The sequence below is a fragment of the Butyrivibrio sp. LC3010 genome, assembly GCF_000424385.1.
In the GTDB taxonomy this organism is placed as follows: Bacteria; Bacillota; Clostridia; order Lachnospirales; family Lachnospiraceae; genus Butyrivibrio.
Genome location: NZ_AUJU01000030.1, coordinates 23,821 through 41,203, shown reverse-complemented (window position 1 = coordinate 41,203; position 17,383 = coordinate 23,821). Strand labels below are relative to the sequence as shown.

Below are 17,383 nucleotides of genomic sequence, written 5' to 3'. Positions count from 1 at the left end.
TGCTACACTGCTGCAAACGACGGAGAAAATCTGATTGTTCTTGAGTTCTTCGCCGTCGGTGATTAACCGTCAGCAGTTATTTTTTGTGCTGTCAAGGGTGGCGTCCGGCTACCTCAATCTAAATATCTGCATTTTTCAAGGTTCATCTGAGCCTATTTTTTTGACCCAGTTTTTTCATAGATTATTTGACACTATCTTCGTTATGCTGTTCGTGAAACTTACTTTAGCTAAACAAATTATCAGTTTTTTCTACAAAACGATTCTTCGATTTTGTATTTTAAATCACGTTGTCCAACAAATGTCTAACAAATATGAAAAGAAAATATTATCTTCATTATACCGGCTTATCTTCGTGTGCAAATTTTTTAATGTTTTTATATGCATTGACATTAAGTACACACATAATTACCACAAGAGCCAGCAGGCATGAGTACATGAGTAATTCATTACTGCTGTCACTGCAAATCATGGCAACAGAATCATAAATTCCATGAATCATAATGGCTGTAAGAATACCTTTGCGCCTCATTTTTGCTGAGCCTCTAGCATCACCCATAAGTTCAAGACTCTTAGCATGCCCGTAATAGTATCCCATGTATATTCCAAAAATGCAGTGTCCAGGAAAAGCCGACCGCAAATATGCCGTACTGGCATCTGAATCAAAAAGATAGAGCAGGTTTTCAACTACTTCGAATCCAATTGCAACTGTGGTAGAATAGACCACTCCGTCAAAACGGAAATTAAATGCCGGATGCTTCCAGGTAAACTTTTTCAGCACAGCATATTTACATATTTCTTCAGTAAAAGCTGCAACCAAAAACGCATCCAGAATATTGAACATTATAGTTCCCTGGTCAGCTATCACACTCACCCCAGCCTCGATGATATTCTCGATAATGGTTGCTACTATAGGCACTGCCAGGGCTCCCCACAAAAACAGCTTCAAAAGAAGAGAAACCGGCTCCGGTTCGATCCTGTCAAGTCTGTAAATAAAGAAAATCAGGATAATCGCCTGAATGAAGGAAATTCCCATGGCAACCGTCATGCTTCCGGACTCCATGGTAAAAGATGTAATGATAAGTCCCAAAGTCAAAAGCACTATCATTATCATCGGAAGTTTCCTGACATAAAAGGTATCCTTCTGTTCAATATGTTCCCCGGGAACCATCGTTCCGCATTTACCGCAAAATTTCTGTCCCTTTCTTATCACGCTACCACAGTTTGTACAATTCAAAACTCATCCCTCCTCACAATTAAGCATTCTTTCCTTTATCTATAATTAATCGGTGTGGATGTGTCAATATGTATCAATACAAAATTTGCAATTCTTCACTTAACTATATCCAAAGCTCTGAAACTGTCGCATTTATCAATCGTATCAATTGATCCGTCTTCATTGTAGGAAAACTCTGCCACGCATACGCTTCTGTGGAAGAGGCTTCCTCCCGGCAGATCACCGGTGTGATAAAAGAGGTAAGAGTGTCCCTTGAAATCAGCAATACCGGGGTGATTTGTAAAAACTCCACCTTCCTCTGTCATCAGAACACCGCCATATTTCCATGGTCCTGTAGCCGAATCTGATACAGAATATGCAAGATGCTCATTCTGCTTATCAACCCCAAATGCTGCATAAACCATATAATATAACCCATTTCTCTTATAAAACCATGGTCCTTCACCGTAAGAGGTTCCTGTATCATGGCTACCCTTTGCAAAGGACTCCTCTGTCATCGGAACTTTGACTATTCCCACTTCTTTATCATAAGAAATCATATCCTCATTCAAAAGTACATATCTAAGTTCCGGGTTCCCAAAGTACAGGTATGCCTGTCCATCATCATCTATAAATACAGTCGGATCAATATCATTCCAGTCTCCCTCATCCACAAGCGGATAACCAAGATCCTTAAACGGTCCTGCCGGATTGTCAGATATACCAACTGCTATAGCCATCCCTCCGTCTTTTTTGTGCACCGGGCAGTAGAGATAAAATTTCCCGTTTCGCTCCACTGCCTGTGGCGCCCACGCCCTGTCATCGGCCCAGCTTATATCATCAAGTGAAAAAATCACTCCATGATCTTCCCAATGTGCCATATCCTTTGTAGAAAAACATCTCCAGTCCTTCATTGTATAAAAATCATTTATCAGTTCATCCTCGTCATGAGTTGTATATAAATACAATGTATCTCCATATACCATTGGCGCCGGATCAGCTGTATAGATATCTTTTATTATTGGATTTTTTACAAATTTAATTGATTCTTCCATTAGTCTCATCTCCTTAAAATCTGATTATAAAATTATACAAATTAAAAGAGCAGTCTACTCTTCACAAATGAATGTAAACTGCTCAGTTAGTGCTAATCTTGCGAAGTGACACTGATTTTTGATGAAATCATCTACGTGTCAGTTCACTGATCCAAATAAGCCATATTCCCGATAGTGAATTGCGGTATATCGTCACTATCATTTTTATATTGGCTATCCAACTCAAAATCCTCTTGAACACTATCAAGTCCGTCGGCTGATACCTTAAGGATCACCTTTCCTTTGGAGTATCCGGAGCGCAGTATTGCCATTGCACGTCCGCGGAAGCTTTCTGATTCTCCGTCTGTGTAATTATCCTCGGTCTTAGGATTTCCTGAACCAAAACCGGCAAGTACTGCGCATCCTGAGACTTCAGCATTTATTTTAAGTTCTCCGCAAGGCACCACATTGCCTTCATTATCAGTTATTTCAATTCCAACGTAGATAAGGTCATGACCATCAGCTTTAGCTGTCTTCTTTTCAGGAATCAATCTGATCCTGGCAGGCTCTCCGGTTGTTACCAGAATGTCTCTGCTGACCTCTTTACCGCCTGCGTAGCTTACGGCTTCTACCTTTCCTGGTGCATATTCAGTGTCAAAATATGCAGAATTTGGCATCGGACGTTCCATATTAACAGGCTTTCTTCCGATTGACTTACCATTTACAAACACCTCGACTTCTTCTGCTTTTGAGAATACAACCAGGCGAACAGGCTTATTCTCCCATCCTTTATAGTTCCAGGTCGGTGTAATAGCAGGGAATCCCCACATTGTCATGACTTCAATCTTTCCAAAATACTCGGGATGAAGTGTAAAGAGATATGTCTTTTCATTCCCCCAGACCACGCTTCTGTAAGCGCCCTGTGGCATCAGATGTCCCAATATGTCATAGTCCGCATCATTAGCGCATCTCCAGGGATACGGTGATCCTGCACTTGGCATGAGAGCCCATCCGTTGGATTTAACAACAGGATCATTTTCATCTTCTATGTAGGCTGCTTTTCCAATTCCTGCCTCTCCGAGGTAATCCCAGGCTGTCCAGGTGAAATCTCCTATTACATAGGGAAGTCTTTCCACGAGCGGCCATCTGAATCCTATCTCCTTGGGGAAATTCTCAGATCCCAGCATAACTCTCTCCGGGAATAACTCATGGTCTCTTTCATATAATTCTTCCATATAGTTATATCCGACAATATCAAGACCATTGGTAAATGGCTCAGTGATTGTCTCCCAACTGGTATTAATAAGTCCTTCAGATGAGTTCTGCATCTGACTCTGTCCTTTCATAAGCTCATCATCAAGGCCACTCCACAAGGAACATATTCCATTGCTTACCGGTCTTGTTCCATCCAGTTTTTTGATTGTATCTGCAAGTTTGGTGGCTATGGCATATCCATCGTTTAAGCCTCCCCTTTCGGGAATCTCATTACCTGTTGACCAGATGATTACTGACGGATGATTTCTGTCTCTTCTTATAAATGCAGTTAAATCCTTCTCCCAGTCGTTATCAAAAAACTGACTGTAATCTCCTCCGCGCTTAGCAATTCCCCAAGCATCAAAAGCTTCATCAAAAATATACATGCCCAGTCTGTCACAGGCTTCTACAAGCGCTGCTGAAGGCGGGTTGTGAGCTGTTCTTATAGCATTAAAGCCTGTTTCTTTAAGCTTTTTCACTTTTCTTGCTTCAGCTTCATACAATGAAACCGCTCCAAGAAGACCATTGTCATGATGAAGACATCCACCTTTAAGCTTTACTGTCTCACCATTTATTCTAAGACCGCGCAGAGCATCAGCTGTTATAGTACGCACTCCAAAAAGAGTCTCGGAAATATCAAAAGCCTCCGCTTTTTCTGAAATAATGTGCGTGCGATATGTTCCAATACTCTCGACCCTCGCTATAACCTTGTAAAGATTAGGATGTTCAACATCCCATAATTTAGGGTCTTTGAGGTTTATTGCAATATCAGCCTTCTGAACCTTTCCTGCATTTATCTGAATGACACGCCCTGATGAACTAAGAACATCATCCGAACCTTCCTCACAGATTGACACAGTAACCTTGGCAAGCCTGTTCTCCGTCGTAGAATTTCTAATCTCCACTTCCGCCTCCAAAAAGGCATAACCATCTGATACCTCTTTTGTGCGCACAAAAACTCCATCAGGAACTATATTCACTTTGGGACCATGGCAGAGCATCACACCTCTGTATAAGCCTGATCCTGTATACCATCTCGAATTCACATACATACTTGTATTACAGTTAATCGTAATTCTGTTTGTCTCTCCGAAAGTCACATAATCAGTTAAATCAACATAAAATGGTGCATAGCCATAGTGCTGGCTTCCTACCTTGCATCCATTGATATCAACGGTTACGTTCATCATAGCCCCGTCGAACTTAAGACCGACACTTTCATTTTCCCATTCCTTGGGTATATCCACATATTTTGTATAATTTGTAAGTCCTCCGACGAAATATCCACTGTCAGATTTTGCCGGAGCAGCTGCCTCAACCTCAGTACCTATCATCCCATCATGAGGGAGATTTACCTCTACCCCGGGATCTTCATTTAACATCCCAAGAGAATCCACAAATCCTCTTCTGAATATCCACTTGTCATCAATACATATGTTTTCCATAGTTTTTCACCCCTATATATGCTACTTTATATCTGACTCTGTCCAATCGGATACAGATACCGTAAGCGCCCAAAGGACATACGCTACTGGTAACCAACTCCAATATAGATTATATATACAAAAAGAGCAGTCTACTATCCATAAATGAATGTAAACTGCTCATTTCATGCTTTTTTATAAAGTTGCATTCATGCTTCCAAGTCTATAGCCTTTCAGATCCAATGTCACAAACAGAAAACCTATTTTCTTGAATTTCTCATAAATCTTTTCTCTCATCGTATCTTCTGCAAGCTTCATGATATCCCGTGCAGGCACTTCTATTCGCGCCATTTTTCCATGCATTCTCACACGCTCTTCCAAAAAACCGTTGTGTCTTATAATTTATTACTTCTGGACAAAACAGGGAATATCCCGCAATCCCTCTGATTTGCAGGATATTCCCCTTGCGACCATATTCCTGATACGATTATTTGGCAGATGACTGCCCGAATTTCAGATTACCGTCAAGCACAGCAACCTTGCTGGCATAAAATGAGAATTCTCCGCTATCCAACAGATTCCCTTCATCATCCGTTACTCTGATATCGAATACCAAAATATGCTTACCGGTCTTAAGTTTCATACATTCGCAGTAAATGTACTCCGTATTGACAGCAGGGAGCAGGAAATTAAGATTAGCAGACACTGTTGTTACATAGTATCCGCTCATACTTCCCGTTGCACCTGCCATAGCATCGACAAATGAAAGAAGTGCTCCTCCATGAATACTTCCATATGTATTGTGAAGCCTCTCATCACATTTTATCCTTGATTTGCTGTATGTCGGACTAAGCTCCAATACCTCAAAGCCAATAAACTTGTTGTATTCATTTGCATATAATTCAGAGAGCATCTTCTCTCTGATAGCATTTTCTTTCTCTGTTCTTGCCTTTCTCATTGAACAAAAAATCTCCTTTTTAAATACTATTATTTCGCTTTTTTATATACTCTAATGATTGCAAGAGTACATATTATCTGTCCTATATATTAAAATAAGATTCAATGTTCAAATTATACCACCTGCGCACATATTATATGAAAAGATATTGCAAGCCCTGTCATCAATATAGACATCACAGGTAATCTTCCTGGAATTAGATCCGTACTTTTCAACAATCTCCGGCAGATTATCATTAATTGCATCAAAGTTCAGTCCATTTTCTCTGCAGAATTCAATTGCTTTTGCAAGTGGTTCTCCTGCTCTGCAGGTCCAGAGTATCAACTTATCGCCTTCATTTTGTTTCCTTATAAGAAAATCGATAAGCACTTTATTTGCAGGTCCCACTTCCGGCCAGATGCCAAAACTCAACGTACCATCAAAATCTATTGCATATATCATAATCAGCCCTCACTTTCCGGCTTTTATAGCTTTCTAAATTTCTTCAGAAATTCTTAATCCTATGCCTTTGATTCAAGAAACCACTTTGCCCCTGAAGGACAATCCTCAAAATACAGATGAATCTCCTTGCCATCAACTATGCATGTATAAAGAAGACCTGCTCCTCCGGCTCTTCTGCTTGCCCCGGGAACACAGTTTTTAACCCTGGTGATCTCATATCTCGTCCCATCCTCCCATTCTATGGAAAGCGGTCTGACAATGCCTTCATCCGAAAACTCAACTATAGTATCAACATATACTTTATGTCCTATCCTCTTAGCCATAATTTCTTCTTTATCCTTCCTTTTCGCCAAGAACATTATTGCCGTTTTGAAAATATCCCACCGGATGTATCATGTGGTCATCAGCCTTGGCATCAAGCCCTGACAGGACCTTGTCATAGTACATGATTCCCCTCAGCACAGCATCATAACCAAATCTGCGCCTTAGATCTGTCACAGCAATGTCTGCTTTCAAATATTTTTCCCGAATCTCCTCACTTAAGAAAATATCTGTCTGGTGCGGAGATGTATCCGGTACAAGATTTGATACCCTCACGCCAACACTTCGTATCGGATGCTCCCAATTGTAGTTCTCCTTAAACAGTTGCCAGGCATAACCTGCTATTTCCTCTGAAATGTTAGTAGGTATTTTTACTCTGTGCTGCCTTGTGAAACTGTAAAGTCCATTATCCCTGATGCTTATTCCTATGACATCACCTATGAAATGGTTCTCCCTGAGCCTTGCTGCCACACTCTCTGAAAGAAGATATAAAACCATCCTCACATCGTCATCACTAACAAGGTCTCTTGGCGTTGTAGTACTGTTACCGATACTTTTTATCGGTGCATAATCTCCTATTGCTGAAACAGGCGTATGGTCTTCGCCTCTTGCAAATGCAGACAACACATATCCTATTTTTCCAAAAATATCATGAAGAAATTCCGGATCTGCCTGCGCAAGATCACCAATAGTAAGAATCCCGTATTTTCTCAGCTTAAGACTTGTCCGTCTTCCTACATACAGAAGATCGGATGCAGGACTTTTCCAAAGGATGTCTCTGTAGTTGTCCCTTGTTATCGGGGTGATTGCATCAGGCTTTTTATAGTCAGATCCGAACTTGGAAAAGATCTTGTTCCATGAAACTCCGATTGAAACTGTGATTCCAAGCTCTGCCTTTATCCTGTCTGAGATTTCTCTTGCGATGGACATTCCATCAGAAGTCTTTAGCATTTTTGCCGCATCAGTAATGTCAATCCATGATTCATCAAGACCATATGGCTCCACAAGATCTGTGTAATCACTGTATATTTTTCTGGCTTTTCTTGAAAACCTGATATACTCGTCGTAATGCGGAGAGACAAAGACAACATCCCTGCAGGCTTCCCTTGCCTGCCAAAGCGCCATTCCGGTTTTGACTCCGCGCCTTTTTGCTATATAGTTTGCCGTAAGGACAATCCCATGTCTTGCTTCCGGATCTCCTCCAACTGCCATAGGAACGTCCCTCAACCCGGGATTATGCAGCATTTCCACGGCAGCGTAGAAACAATTGCAGTCCGAATGAAGTATAATCCTCTCTTCCACATAATCACCACTTTCTATCTCATATCTAAAGGACTGGCAGTCAAAATCTGTTTGCAAACATATGTTCTTTGTGCTTTACATTATAAGAACGTTTGTTCTAAAATGCAACCACTAGATATTGTTATGTACATTTTATTGGACATTAAATCTCAAATCCCTTTTTGCAGTTGGGCTTATGGCATCTTCATTTATACATATCCCGAACATTCATTCGCTAGATGTTGTGTGATTAATTTTTCTCCTATATTATTGATATACTTTGCTTAATCACTATATTAAATTCATATATCAGCGTTTTCCAAAGAAGCTCTATTTAAACATGAAAAAAACTGACAACCCGTTACAAGTTGCCAGCTTCTTAGTATGCAAAGCTATCATCATTATATTGCGTATTGAATCAGGAGTCTGAGCACATTCTCAGCACCGTCTCTATGACTTCTTTCATATCCGTGAGAAGCATATACTCCTGCACCTATAAGACCATGCTTAAGATCACTTCCTGCGGAAAGTGTTGCCTCAACATCACTTCCGTAATGCGGATAAATATCTATAGCATAATCAGCCCCACTGTCTCTTGCTGCCTGAACAAGCCCCTGAACCACAGGATAGCTGTAAGGGCCGCCGCTGTCCTTTGCGCAGATGGAAACCTGCTTTTCAGTACAGGTAAGTCCGTCTCCAACACAGCCCATATCCACTGATATTGCTTCTGTACATCCCTCCGGAACATTGCCGCAACCGCCGTGTCCAACTTCCTCAAAAACGGTGATATGTGCATATAATGCTCTTTTAGGAGTTAATTTCTTATCCTTTATATACTTTGCAAGCCCAAGTAATATACCTACACTAAGCTTATCATCCAAAAATCTTGACTTGATATAACCGCTTTTGGTAACTCTTACATTCGGTTCAAAGCAGACTATATCTCCCACTGATATTCCAAGCTTTTCGGTATCTTCCTTTGATTTAACATCCTCATCAAGTACTACTTCGCAGTTTTCCCATGTTCTTTTTGTGTCGTTGTATTCACCATTTACATGGATTGAAGCATTGTTTAACTGGAACGTTCCTTCATATATTCCGTCAAATTTAGTAACGACTCTTACATTTTCTGTTTCTGCATTGTTGGGATTCATTCCGCCCAAATTGGTAAGCTGAAGTCTTCCGTTATCCTTAATTGTTGCAACCATTCCTCCAAGAGTATCGGTATGAGCCTCTAATAATAAGCCGTTATCTTTATCCTTTCCGGTAAGGTTTACAACTACGCCGCCCTTATTTGTAAGAACCGCTTCATATCCAAGCGCCTCAAATTCCTTCTTAACCCATGCAGCCGCTTCCTCAGTGTAGCCCGTGGGAGAATCGATATTCAGAAGCCTGGTTGTTTCATCAACAATAAAGTCCGTGTATTTTGTCAGATTTTCTTTTTTCATTTTGCTTTCCTTCTTTCATGGTCCTAATGGGTACCGCTTGCGGTGGATCCCTTAGGACAGTTCACAATTTTCATAACTTACTTTACACTACCCAAATAAAATATATAACAGGACACGCCCCTCGTTTAGTCCGATACGCTTTCCGTTTTCCTAAGAAAAATGGAAATTCACCAATTAACTAATATGCTTACTTCCTCTTTCAGTCATAAGTATCATCAATACCACAAAGGTACACAGATAGAATGGATACATGAACATACCAATGTAATCACTGATAAGCCCAAAGATCTTAGGCGCAAAGGTCGAGCCCATATAAGCTGCAGCCATTTGAATGCCAACCAGTGACTGAGAATTTTCTTTGCCGAATCTGTCAGGTGTCGAGTGAATTATACTCGGATAAACCGGTGCACAACCAAGTCCAACTAATACCAGAGAAAACTTGGACGCGGTGAGATTGTTTGAAAACATAAGGATTATTACACCTATGACAATGATAAATTCGCCAATCCTTATCATGTTCTGATCACCCATTCTGTTGGATATAAATCCGCTTATAGCCCTTCCGATGGTAATACCAAGATAAAAAAGCGCTCCAAGTCCGGCTGCTTCTGTGGCGCTTATGCCTTTCTCCGTAACGAGCCAGCTGGGAGCCCACAGACCGGTTGCCATTTCCAGAGAGCAATAACAGAAAAAGGCCACAAGTATTGTTTTTGCTCCCGGCAGCGCGATGGCTTTTCGCAAACTTAGAACATTTCGTTTTTCCTCATCACTTTCCGCATGGGATTCTGTTTTCCACATGGGAATCGATATAATAAGAATAACAGTCAGTATCACCTGCAAAAGGCTGATTGTTCTGTATCCGCTGGGCCATCTGAGTCCGTTTGTAAGACATAATGACATTATCCACGGTCCGACTGATGCACCAACTCCCCACATACAATGAAGCCAGGACATATGCCTTGAACTGTAATGAAGCGCCACATAATTATTAAGAGCCGAATCAACTGCGCCTGCTCCCAATCCGTAGGGGATACACCATGCTGCCATCATAAGATAACTTGTGCACGTTGAAAATCCAAACAGCGCAATAGCAGTCATGGCAACAGAAAAAGCTGTCACCTTTGCCGTTCCGAATTTGTGAATCACCTTATCTGCCATAAGACTTGATATGATAGTACATCCGCTTATTAGCATTGCCAGAGTTCCTGCACCTGTAATTGTAGATCCCAGGTCAGAATACATGCTTGGCCAGGTACTTCCAAGAAGTGAATCCGGTAATCCAAGCGATATAAATGAAAGATAAATAATAAAAATTAAAAGAAATGCCATAATACCCCCAGTCTCACACCCTCAATACTTTCTTTTTGAGCTTTAAGCCTGTGGGCGTAGTTGCAAGTCCGCCTCCTGCAGTCTCCTTGAGGGAACTTGGAAGCGCATCCCCGACTTCACGCATGGCATCTATGCACTCATCAACAGGAATTTTAGCTTTAATCCCTGAAAGAGCCATATCTGCACTGGAAAACGCAATCATAAGTCCTGACGCATTCCTCTTGATACAAGGAATTTCCACGAGTCCTGCAACAGGATCACACACAAGTCCCATCTGGCTTGTCAGCGCCATAGCGCAGGCATGTCCGCACATAGCGGGAGTTCCTCCCATTACCTCTACAAGTGACGCAGCTGCCATACCTGCCGCACTTCCGCATTCGGCCTGGCAACCGCCCTGCGCACCGGCTATACTCGCCCTTTGTGCTATAACAAGTCCGAAGGCTCCTGCCGTAAACATAGACATTATTATATCCTTCAAATCAAAGCCCCTGTCCTCATATAAAGACACAAGGCATCCCGGTAATATACCACAACTTCCTGCAGTTGGCGCAGCCACTATCTTACCCATTGAAGCGTTACACCCTGCAACAGCCAGTGCTCTGGAGATAGCTCTTGACATGAAGGGTCCGCAGAGACTCTCTCTTTTGTCCGCGTACTCTTTCATCTTATAGCCTTCACCACCGGTAAGCCCGGACATGGATCTCTGGTCCTTTTTCTGCCCTTCTTTTACAGCATCGCTCATTATGAAAAAATCCATTTCCATTTTTTCATATAACTCTGTTTCACTTTTTTCCATGCTGATGGCATGGTCCTTAAGAACTATCTCACTGATCTTTTTATTCTCTGCCTCCGCTGCCTGTATAAGCTCAGCGATTGAATCGTATTTAAGCATTTTTTCTCCAAAATATATTAAAGTCTTCTGATAAGAAGAGCGTTTGAAACATTCTCCAGCTCTCTGATATCTTCTATAAGGGTCTCCGGAGGAAGCGAATCTATTTCTATTGTCATGATCGCATTTCCGCCCTTTTCTTCCCTTGACAGATGAAAATTTGAAATATTCAGCTCTGCATACTTCCAGTGCATCACATTCGTAACACTTGCTATTACACCGGGTTTGTCCTCATGCATCACGAGAATAGTATTATTATCCCCGTTAAAATCGACGTTCATTCCGTTTATCTGATTAACAAGTATATTCCCGCCACCTACACTGGCTCCCTGCATGAAACCTATAGTTCCATCATTAAGCTCATAATGAATAACAGCTGTATTTGGATGTGCGCCTTTTATGTTCTCTTTTTTAAAGCTGTAATTAATGCCTCTATCGCTTGCTATCTTCAAAGCATCTCTTATCTCCGGAGAATAGCTGTGATAACCCATAATTCCTGCAAGAAGTGCCCTGTCAGTCCCATGTCCCATGTAAGTCTGGGCAAAAGACCCGGAAAGTGTAATCTCCACTTCCTTTGGAATATTGCCATCCATTAATTTATTAACAACCCTGCCAAGTCTCACAGCTCCCGCTGTATGAGAACTTGAAGGACCTATCATAACAGGTCCGATAATGTCAAAGACATTCATATTAAATGTCAGTCCTCCGAATAACTAAAAATCATTCCTTGAAAAAAATCTGTAAAGCATGATACAGATGCAACTGCCACGCTTTTATGTCGTGGACACCTCCGGGAATTATATAAAAATCATAGTTCTTTCCCGGAACAAGAAGATCTGTCTTGCTAACAGCTTTTTCCATTATATCCTTGTGTTCTTCGAATGCAATGTCCTTATCCCCATTGCAGCAGAACATAAATCCAAGTTCATATCCCTTGGATTTTCCATCCTTTAATGTATTGCAGATTCTTTCAACTTCTATATCATGATCTCCGAAGGGTCCGCAACAACCTGAAAACGGTCCATACCATGCAAAAAGATTAAAGTTGTTATAAAATGCCGCGCGATATGTTGTCATAGAGCCAAGAGAAAGTCCTGCGAAAGCGCGATGGTTTCTGGTTTTTATAAGATTGTCTTCAGATACGTCACCGTCTGTATAGCATGCATATTTGCTCTCTATAGCCGGAATAAGGTCATTTTTCAGTTCATGCATAAAGTTCTCACATCTTGACTCATCATGAACATGCTGATCCTCTTCGTCATGATAAAAAGTCGGAGTAACTATAATGCATGGATCACAAATCTTTTTCTCAATCATATTATCCAGGATAGTTACTGTATCAGGAAAATCCTTGAACCAATAATTGTGATTGCATCCACCCCCATGAAGAAGATATAAAACATTATATTTCGCAGATTTATCATATCCGTAAGGAAGATATACCAGCGCCGTTTTACGAAGTGGTCTCTCATCCTTATCATAAGTCTGTGAATCATATTCTATCGGTTCGACATGTCCCCTTTTGTTAGTCTCTGCCAACATTTCTGCCGGCATTTCATAAATGTAATTCATGCCATTCCTCCTCTTTGTGTATTGGCACGATTACTTCGTAATCCTGCCCTATCGGTCGGAACCATTCCGAATCATGACTTCGTCATGATGGTTCCTCCTCGTTGTGTATTGGCACGATTACTTCGTAATCCTGCCCTATCGGTCGGAACCATTCCGAATCATGACTTCGTCATGATGGTTCCTCCTATAAATGTTACATTCAGAAATTTTTTCAAAACCTTTTTCATTCAATTATTATACAGAAAAGAGCCGCATTTTGCCTACAATTACGTATAGAAAATTGAATTTCTTCAGAAATTCGATTCTCATATTGAACCAGGTCCTCGCAAAGCGAGGGACGTATCCTGCCGAAGGCATGATTCTTGAACGCTTTCTCCTTATTGCGTTCAAGAAATCATGAAATTATTGTAACAATAAATAACTTTAATAATTGACATTTACAAACTACTCGCTATATAATGGTCGCAATTTTGAAAGGGAAAGCACTGCATGCAAACAATTAGTGGAAAACATAATTTCATTGTTAATTTCCTCGTTGCCATACTGGGTATGACAATGGTTTTTGTTGTGCTTTTTTCTGCTATCTTTGTGGCGACTGAGTCGCTTCATGATTGTACAGGCGATGAGTGTCCTGTCTGTGCAATACTTCATCAGTGTGAAAACAATCTCAATCAGTTAGGCGATGGCATAATCGCTCTGGCTGTAGCTTTGATTGTCATAACACTTCCTGTTGCCGTGATTTCTGAGATCGGCAACCATCGTATTTATTCCACTCCTGTCTCCGAAATGGTGCGATTAAATAATTAAAACTGCAGGGAATTTCTGCCCTTTGGCGGAATCTTTATGCACTTTTTTAATCACTAACCATATCGGGAGGATTTATTAAATGAAAAGAATAATATCTGTTATTGCAATATCATCGATATTGCTTACTTTTACTGCCTGCGGTTCTAAGAATATTGACGCTGCAGCTTCTGAAACCAAAAACACCGTGACATCTGAAAATATAGAATCTTCAGATAAAAAAGCAAAAATTGTGACCACTATTTTCCCTGAGTATGACTGGGTCAACGCCATTCTTGGTGACAAAAAAGATGACGCTGAGGTATATATGCTTCTTGATAACGGAGTTGACCTTCACAGCTATCAGCCCACAGCCATGGATATAGCCAATATAGCCGATTGCGACTTATTTATATATGTTGGCGGCGAGTCCGATGAGTGGGTTGAGGATGCACTTAAGGAAAGTCTCAATGAAGATATGATCGTAATAAATCTGCTTGATACTCTTGGCAGCTCCATTAAAGAAGAGGAATTGGTGGAAGGTATGGAAGCCGAGGAAGAAGAAAGCGAAGAAGCTGAAGGTGAAGAAGAAGGTCCTGAATATGACGAACATGTATGGCTTTCTCTGAAAAATGCCAAGGCCATTTGCGAAAGTATCGAAGGTGCTTTGGAAACCATAGATCCGGAAAACGCATCATATTATCGTGCCAATACCGATGATTATTCAAAAAAACTTGACAATCTCGACTCAAAATATGCGGATGCTGTTTCCTCTGCTGCTACGAAAACCGTTCTTTTTGGAGACCGCTTCCCCTTCAGATACATGACTGATGACTATGGCCTTGATTACTATGCTGCTTTTGTCGGATGCTCTGCAGAAACTGAGGCAAGCTTTGAAACAATCGCTTTTCTTGCCGGAAAGGTAGACGAACTGGGACTCTCCTCTGTGCTGACTATTGAGGGTGCAGGCCATAAAATTGCTGAAACCATTGTCCAAAATACTGCCACAAAAGATCAACAGATTCTGACATTGGATTCAATGCAAAGCACGACAGCAAAAGATGTTGAAAACGGAGCCTCTTACCTGTCTATCATGGAAAATAATCTGGAGGTTCTAAAAGAAGCTCTGTCCTCAAATCGTTAACAACACAAAAGTAACTCCCCGTGCATAGCCAGGTGAAAATACAATCATGTCCACCCGACTCGTGCATTTGCGTTAATAAAAGTAGTTTTTAAAAGGATTTTGTAATGGCTCTACTTACTGTGAAAGACCTGGTTCTCGGATATGATTCCCAGGCAATTATAAGCGGGATTAATTTTACCGTGAATGAAGGAAACTATCTTTGTATCATTGGTGAAAACGGATCCGGCAAAACAACTCTTATGAAAACCATACTTGGATTATCCAATCCACTTGATGGAGAAGTATTATTCGGCGATGGCCTTAAGAAAAATGAAATAGGATATCTTCCCCAGCAGACAGTGGTACAAAAAGATTTTCCTGCATCAGTGGAAGAGATAGTTCTCTCAGGATGCCAGTCAAAGACTGGTTTTAACCCTTTTTACAGCGCAAAGCAAAAACAGCTTGCAAAGGAAAACATGGAGAAAATGGGCATAACAGACCTTGCCAAAAGATGCTATAGAGATCTTTCAGGCGGACAGCAGCAACGAGTACTTCTTTCCAGAGCATTATGCGCAGCCAAAAAGGTATTGCTTCTCGATGAACCTGTTGCCGGACTTGATCCTATAGTAACAAAAGAGATGTATTCTCTTATAAATAATCTGAATCATAGCGGCATGAGCATCATTATGATATCTCATGATATTCATGCCGCCCTGGAATACGCCAGTCATATTCTTTTTGTAGGAGATGATCTCTTTTTCGGCACAAAAGAGGAATACTTACAGCTTTCAAAGGAGACCCTTTAAATGAAAATATTATTTGAATACATGCAATATCCTTTCGTAAGATATGCCCTTATTGTCGGAACTCTTGTGGCATTATGCTCTTCTTTGTTAGGAGTAACATTAGTTCTCAAAAGATTTTCCTTCATAGGGGATGGCCTTTCACATGTAGCTTTCGGAGCAATTGCAATAGCAAGTGTTTTTAATCTTACAAACAAGATGGTGCTGGTATTGCCTATTACAATTATCAGCGCCATCCTCCTTCTTAGAACAGGACAAAATACCAAAATCAAAGGTGATGCAGCAATAGCTATGATTTCTGTTGGTGCCCTTGCCTTTGGTTATCTTTTGATGAACATATTCGGCACCTCCAGTAATCTCTCAGGAGATGTGTGCTCAACACTTTTTGGCTCAACCTCAATCCTGACACTTACCAGGTTTGAGATGTGGCTCAGCATAGTACTATCTGCGCTGGTAGTGATACTTTTTATTCTATTCTATAACAAGCTTTTTGCCATAACCTTTGATGAAAACTTCTCAAGAGCTATCGGAACAAATGTAAATGCATACAACCTGCTTATTGCAACTGTTATTGCCATAATAATTGTCCTTGCCATGAATCTGGTAGGTTCTCTTCTTATATCAGCGCTTATCATTTTTCCGGCTCTTACAGCCATGAGATTATTTGGAAGCTTTAAAAAGGTTACGATTTTTTCAGCATTCATCTCTGTCATATGTGCTGTGGCAGGAATCCTTGTCTCTATCCTTGCAGGAACTCCTGTGGGATCAACAATTGTGGCAACACAGGTCGTTGCATTCGCTGTTTGTTATCTGATCAGCGGATTTTTAGGAGGCGTAAGAACATGAAAAAAATATTACTATTACCATGTCTGATTCTTCTTATGTTAATACCGATATCTGCCTGCAAAAGCAACGCTGATAAATCACTAATCTCAAAATCAGTCGCTGTTCAATCAGCCCCTTCTGTGAAGCAGGTTTTAGAGGAGAAGACAAGTCAGAGCACTGCCGCTTCAACCAATGAAGAATCTGAAAATGAAAATAATACAAATGCGACTAACGAAGATAACACAGAATCAGTTGAACTCAAGCCGGATCCTTCAGTGGATGTTGATATTACAGTATTATCTGCAACTATGGTCTACTCTGAAGTTTATCAAATGATGTATTATCCTGAGAACTATATTGGAAAAACCATTAAAATGGACGGTCTTTATGATCATTATCATGATGATAACAGCGGAAATGATTATTACGCATGCATAATCCAGGATGCAACAGCCTGCTGCGCCCAAGGCATCGAATTCCAGTTGTCCGATGGTAATTATCCGGCGGATACCGAGGATTTTGTAACAGTCATTGGAACCTTTAAGACCTACGAAGAGAATGGAACAACCTACTGCACACTTGCAGATGCAAAATTAGTCAAATAATTGACTAAATACATAGTAGTTTCAGTAATTAATATTCAAAAAATCCTCTATAAAAATAGATTGAGCACGTTTAAATATTA

18 protein-coding genes are annotated in these 17,383 nt (G+C 40.7%); 5 read left to right on the top strand and 13 right to left on the bottom strand.

From position 1 onward, the window contains the following. Positions 1 to 334 precede the first annotated feature (334 nt). The 13 genes from G622_RS24880 to G622_RS0116850 all read right to left on the bottom strand — a co-directional run bounded on the left by G622_RS24880 (position 335) and on the right by G622_RS0116850 (position 13,164). Positions 335 to 1,234, bottom strand: coding sequence for a PrsW family glutamic-type intramembrane protease (locus G622_RS24880; protein ID WP_155831536.1), 900 nt, complete (start codon positions 1,232 to 1,234; stop codon positions 335 to 337). 95 nt (positions 1,235 to 1,329) lie between these two features. Beyond that, the gene (locus G622_RS23425) at positions 1,330 to 2,268 is read right to left on the bottom strand and encodes a glycoside hydrolase family 43 protein (RefSeq protein WP_049945924.1); all 939 of its coding nucleotides are present in this window, start codon (positions 2,266 to 2,268) and stop codon (positions 1,330 to 1,332) included. Positions 2,269 to 2,411: 143 nt separating this feature from the next. Further along, complete coding sequence (locus G622_RS23420; RefSeq protein WP_081675382.1) at positions 2,412 to 4,946, bottom strand: glycoside hydrolase family 2 TIM barrel-domain containing protein; 2,535 nt, start codon at positions 4,944 to 4,946, stop codon at positions 2,412 to 2,414. Positions 4,947 to 5,120: 174 nt separating this feature from the next. Continuing rightward, entirely contained in the window at positions 5,121 to 5,276 is a 156-nt protein-coding gene (locus G622_RS25930) for a hypothetical protein (protein ID WP_155831535.1), read from the bottom strand. 136 nt (positions 5,277 to 5,412) lie between these two features. After that, positions 5,413 to 5,883: a PaaI family thioesterase gene (locus tag G622_RS0116890; protein ID WP_026511685.1), complete on the bottom strand. Its 471-nt coding sequence runs from the start codon at positions 5,881 to 5,883 to the stop codon at positions 5,413 to 5,415. A 108-nt stretch (positions 5,884 to 5,991) separates the two neighbouring features. Then, a complete protein-coding gene (locus tag G622_RS0116885; RefSeq protein WP_026511684.1) occupies positions 5,992 to 6,324 on the bottom strand; it encodes a hypothetical protein in 333 nt (110 codons plus the stop codon). Between the two features lie 59 nt (positions 6,325 to 6,383). After that, the gene (locus tag G622_RS0116880; protein WP_044957945.1) at positions 6,384 to 6,647 is read right to left on the bottom strand and encodes a hypothetical protein; all 264 of its coding nucleotides are present in this window, start codon (positions 6,645 to 6,647) and stop codon (positions 6,384 to 6,386) included. Positions 6,648 to 6,657: 10 nt separating this feature from the next. Next, positions 6,658 to 7,947, bottom strand: a complete 1,290-nt coding sequence (gene dinB, locus G622_RS23415) for a DNA polymerase IV (protein WP_044915151.1) — start codon at positions 7,945 to 7,947, stop codon at positions 6,658 to 6,660. Positions 7,948 to 8,327: 380 nt separating this feature from the next. After that, complete coding sequence (locus tag G622_RS0116870) at positions 8,328 to 9,374, bottom strand: M42 family metallopeptidase (protein WP_081675381.1); 1,047 nt, start codon at positions 9,372 to 9,374, stop codon at positions 8,328 to 8,330. 174 nt (positions 9,375 to 9,548) lie between these two features. Then, complete coding sequence (locus G622_RS0116865) at positions 9,549 to 10,703, bottom strand: MFS transporter (protein WP_026511681.1); 1,155 nt, start codon at positions 10,701 to 10,703, stop codon at positions 9,549 to 9,551. Positions 10,704 to 10,716: 13 nt separating this feature from the next. Beyond that, positions 10,717 to 11,595 (bottom strand): L-serine ammonia-lyase, iron-sulfur-dependent, subunit alpha, encoded by an 879-nt coding sequence (sdaAA, locus tag G622_RS0116860; protein WP_026511680.1) that lies wholly within the window; start codon positions 11,593 to 11,595, stop codon positions 10,717 to 10,719. A 17-nt stretch (positions 11,596 to 11,612) separates the two neighbouring features. Then, on the bottom strand, positions 11,613 to 12,281 hold the full coding sequence (sdaAB, locus tag G622_RS0116855) for an L-serine ammonia-lyase, iron-sulfur-dependent subunit beta (RefSeq protein ID WP_026511679.1): 669 nt from the start codon (positions 12,279 to 12,281) through the stop codon (positions 11,613 to 11,615). Positions 12,282 to 12,312: 31 nt separating this feature from the next. After that, complete coding sequence (locus tag G622_RS0116850) at positions 12,313 to 13,164, bottom strand: alpha/beta hydrolase (RefSeq protein ID WP_026511678.1); 852 nt, start codon at positions 13,162 to 13,164, stop codon at positions 12,313 to 12,315. Between the two features lie 489 nt (positions 13,165 to 13,653). On the opposite strand from G622_RS0116850, the gene G622_RS23410 reads away from it, so the two are divergent. From G622_RS23410 to G622_RS23405, 5 genes are all read left to right on the top strand, one after another. After that, positions 13,654 to 13,971, top strand: coding sequence for a hypothetical protein (locus G622_RS23410; RefSeq protein WP_044915127.1), 318 nt, complete (start codon positions 13,654 to 13,656; stop codon positions 13,969 to 13,971). Positions 13,972 to 14,050: 79 nt separating this feature from the next. Beyond that, positions 14,051 to 15,091: a metal ABC transporter substrate-binding protein gene (locus G622_RS0116840; protein WP_026511677.1), complete on the top strand. Its 1,041-nt coding sequence runs from the start codon at positions 14,051 to 14,053 to the stop codon at positions 15,089 to 15,091. A gap of 104 nt (positions 15,092 to 15,195) precedes the next feature. Then, a complete protein-coding gene (locus G622_RS0116835; RefSeq protein WP_026511676.1) occupies positions 15,196 to 15,876 on the top strand; it encodes a metal ABC transporter ATP-binding protein in 681 nt (226 codons plus the stop codon). Further along, positions 15,877 to 16,719, top strand: a complete 843-nt coding sequence (locus G622_RS0116830) for a metal ABC transporter permease (protein WP_026511675.1) — start codon at positions 15,877 to 15,879, stop codon at positions 16,717 to 16,719. It begins immediately after the preceding gene. After that, on the top strand, positions 16,716 to 17,303 hold the full coding sequence (locus G622_RS23405) for a hypothetical protein (protein ID WP_049945923.1): 588 nt from the start codon (positions 16,716 to 16,718) through the stop codon (positions 17,301 to 17,303). Before G622_RS0116830 ends, G622_RS23405 begins: the two co-directional genes overlap by 4 nt. Positions 17,304 to 17,383 lie beyond the last annotated feature (80 nt).

Coding starts and splice junctions, on each gene's coding strand:
- G622_RS23425 (WP_049945924.1), bottom strand. CDS start 2,268: ATGGAAGAATCAATTAAATTTGTAAAAAATCCAATAATAAAAGATATC.
- G622_RS23420 (WP_081675382.1), bottom strand. CDS start 4,946: ATGGAAAACATATGTATTGATGACAAGTGGATATTCAGAAGAGGATTT.
- G622_RS25930 (WP_155831535.1), bottom strand. CDS start 5,276: ATGGCGCGAATAGAAGTGCCTGCACGGGATATCATGAAGCTTGCAGAA.
- G622_RS0116890 (WP_026511685.1), bottom strand. CDS start 5,883: ATGAGAAAGGCAAGAACAGAGAAAGAAAATGCTATCAGAGAGAAGATG.
- G622_RS0116885 (WP_026511684.1), bottom strand. CDS start 6,324: ATGATATATGCAATAGATTTTGATGGTACGTTGAGTTTTGGCATCTGG.
- G622_RS0116880 (WP_044957945.1), bottom strand. CDS start 6,647: ATGGCTAAGAGGATAGGACATAAAGTATATGTTGATACTATAGTTGAG.
- G622_RS0116870 (WP_081675381.1), bottom strand. CDS start 9,374: ATGAAAAAAGAAAATCTGACAAAATACACGGACTTTATTGTTGATGAA.
- G622_RS0116865 (WP_026511681.1), bottom strand. CDS start 10,703: ATGGCATTTCTTTTAATTTTTATTATTTATCTTTCATTTATATCGCTT.
- sdaAA (WP_026511680.1), bottom strand. CDS start 11,595: ATGCTTAAATACGATTCAATCGCTGAGCTTATACAGGCAGCGGAGGCA.
- sdaAB (WP_026511679.1), bottom strand. CDS start 12,281: ATGAATGTCTTTGACATTATCGGACCTGTTATGATAGGTCCTTCAAGT.
- G622_RS0116850 (WP_026511678.1), bottom strand. CDS start 13,164: ATGAATTACATTTATGAAATGCCGGCAGAAATGTTGGCAGAGACTAAC.
- G622_RS23410 (WP_044915127.1), top strand. CDS start 13,654: ATGCAAACAATTAGTGGAAAACATAATTTCATTGTTAATTTCCTCGTT.
- G622_RS0116840 (WP_026511677.1), top strand. CDS start 14,051: ATGAAAAGAATAATATCTGTTATTGCAATATCATCGATATTGCTTACT.
- G622_RS0116835 (WP_026511676.1), top strand. CDS start 15,196: ATGGCTCTACTTACTGTGAAAGACCTGGTTCTCGGATATGATTCCCAG.
- G622_RS0116830 (WP_026511675.1), top strand. CDS start 15,877: ATGAAAATATTATTTGAATACATGCAATATCCTTTCGTAAGATATGCC.
- G622_RS23405 (WP_049945923.1), top strand. CDS start 16,716: ATGAAAAAAATATTACTATTACCATGTCTGATTCTTCTTATGTTAATA.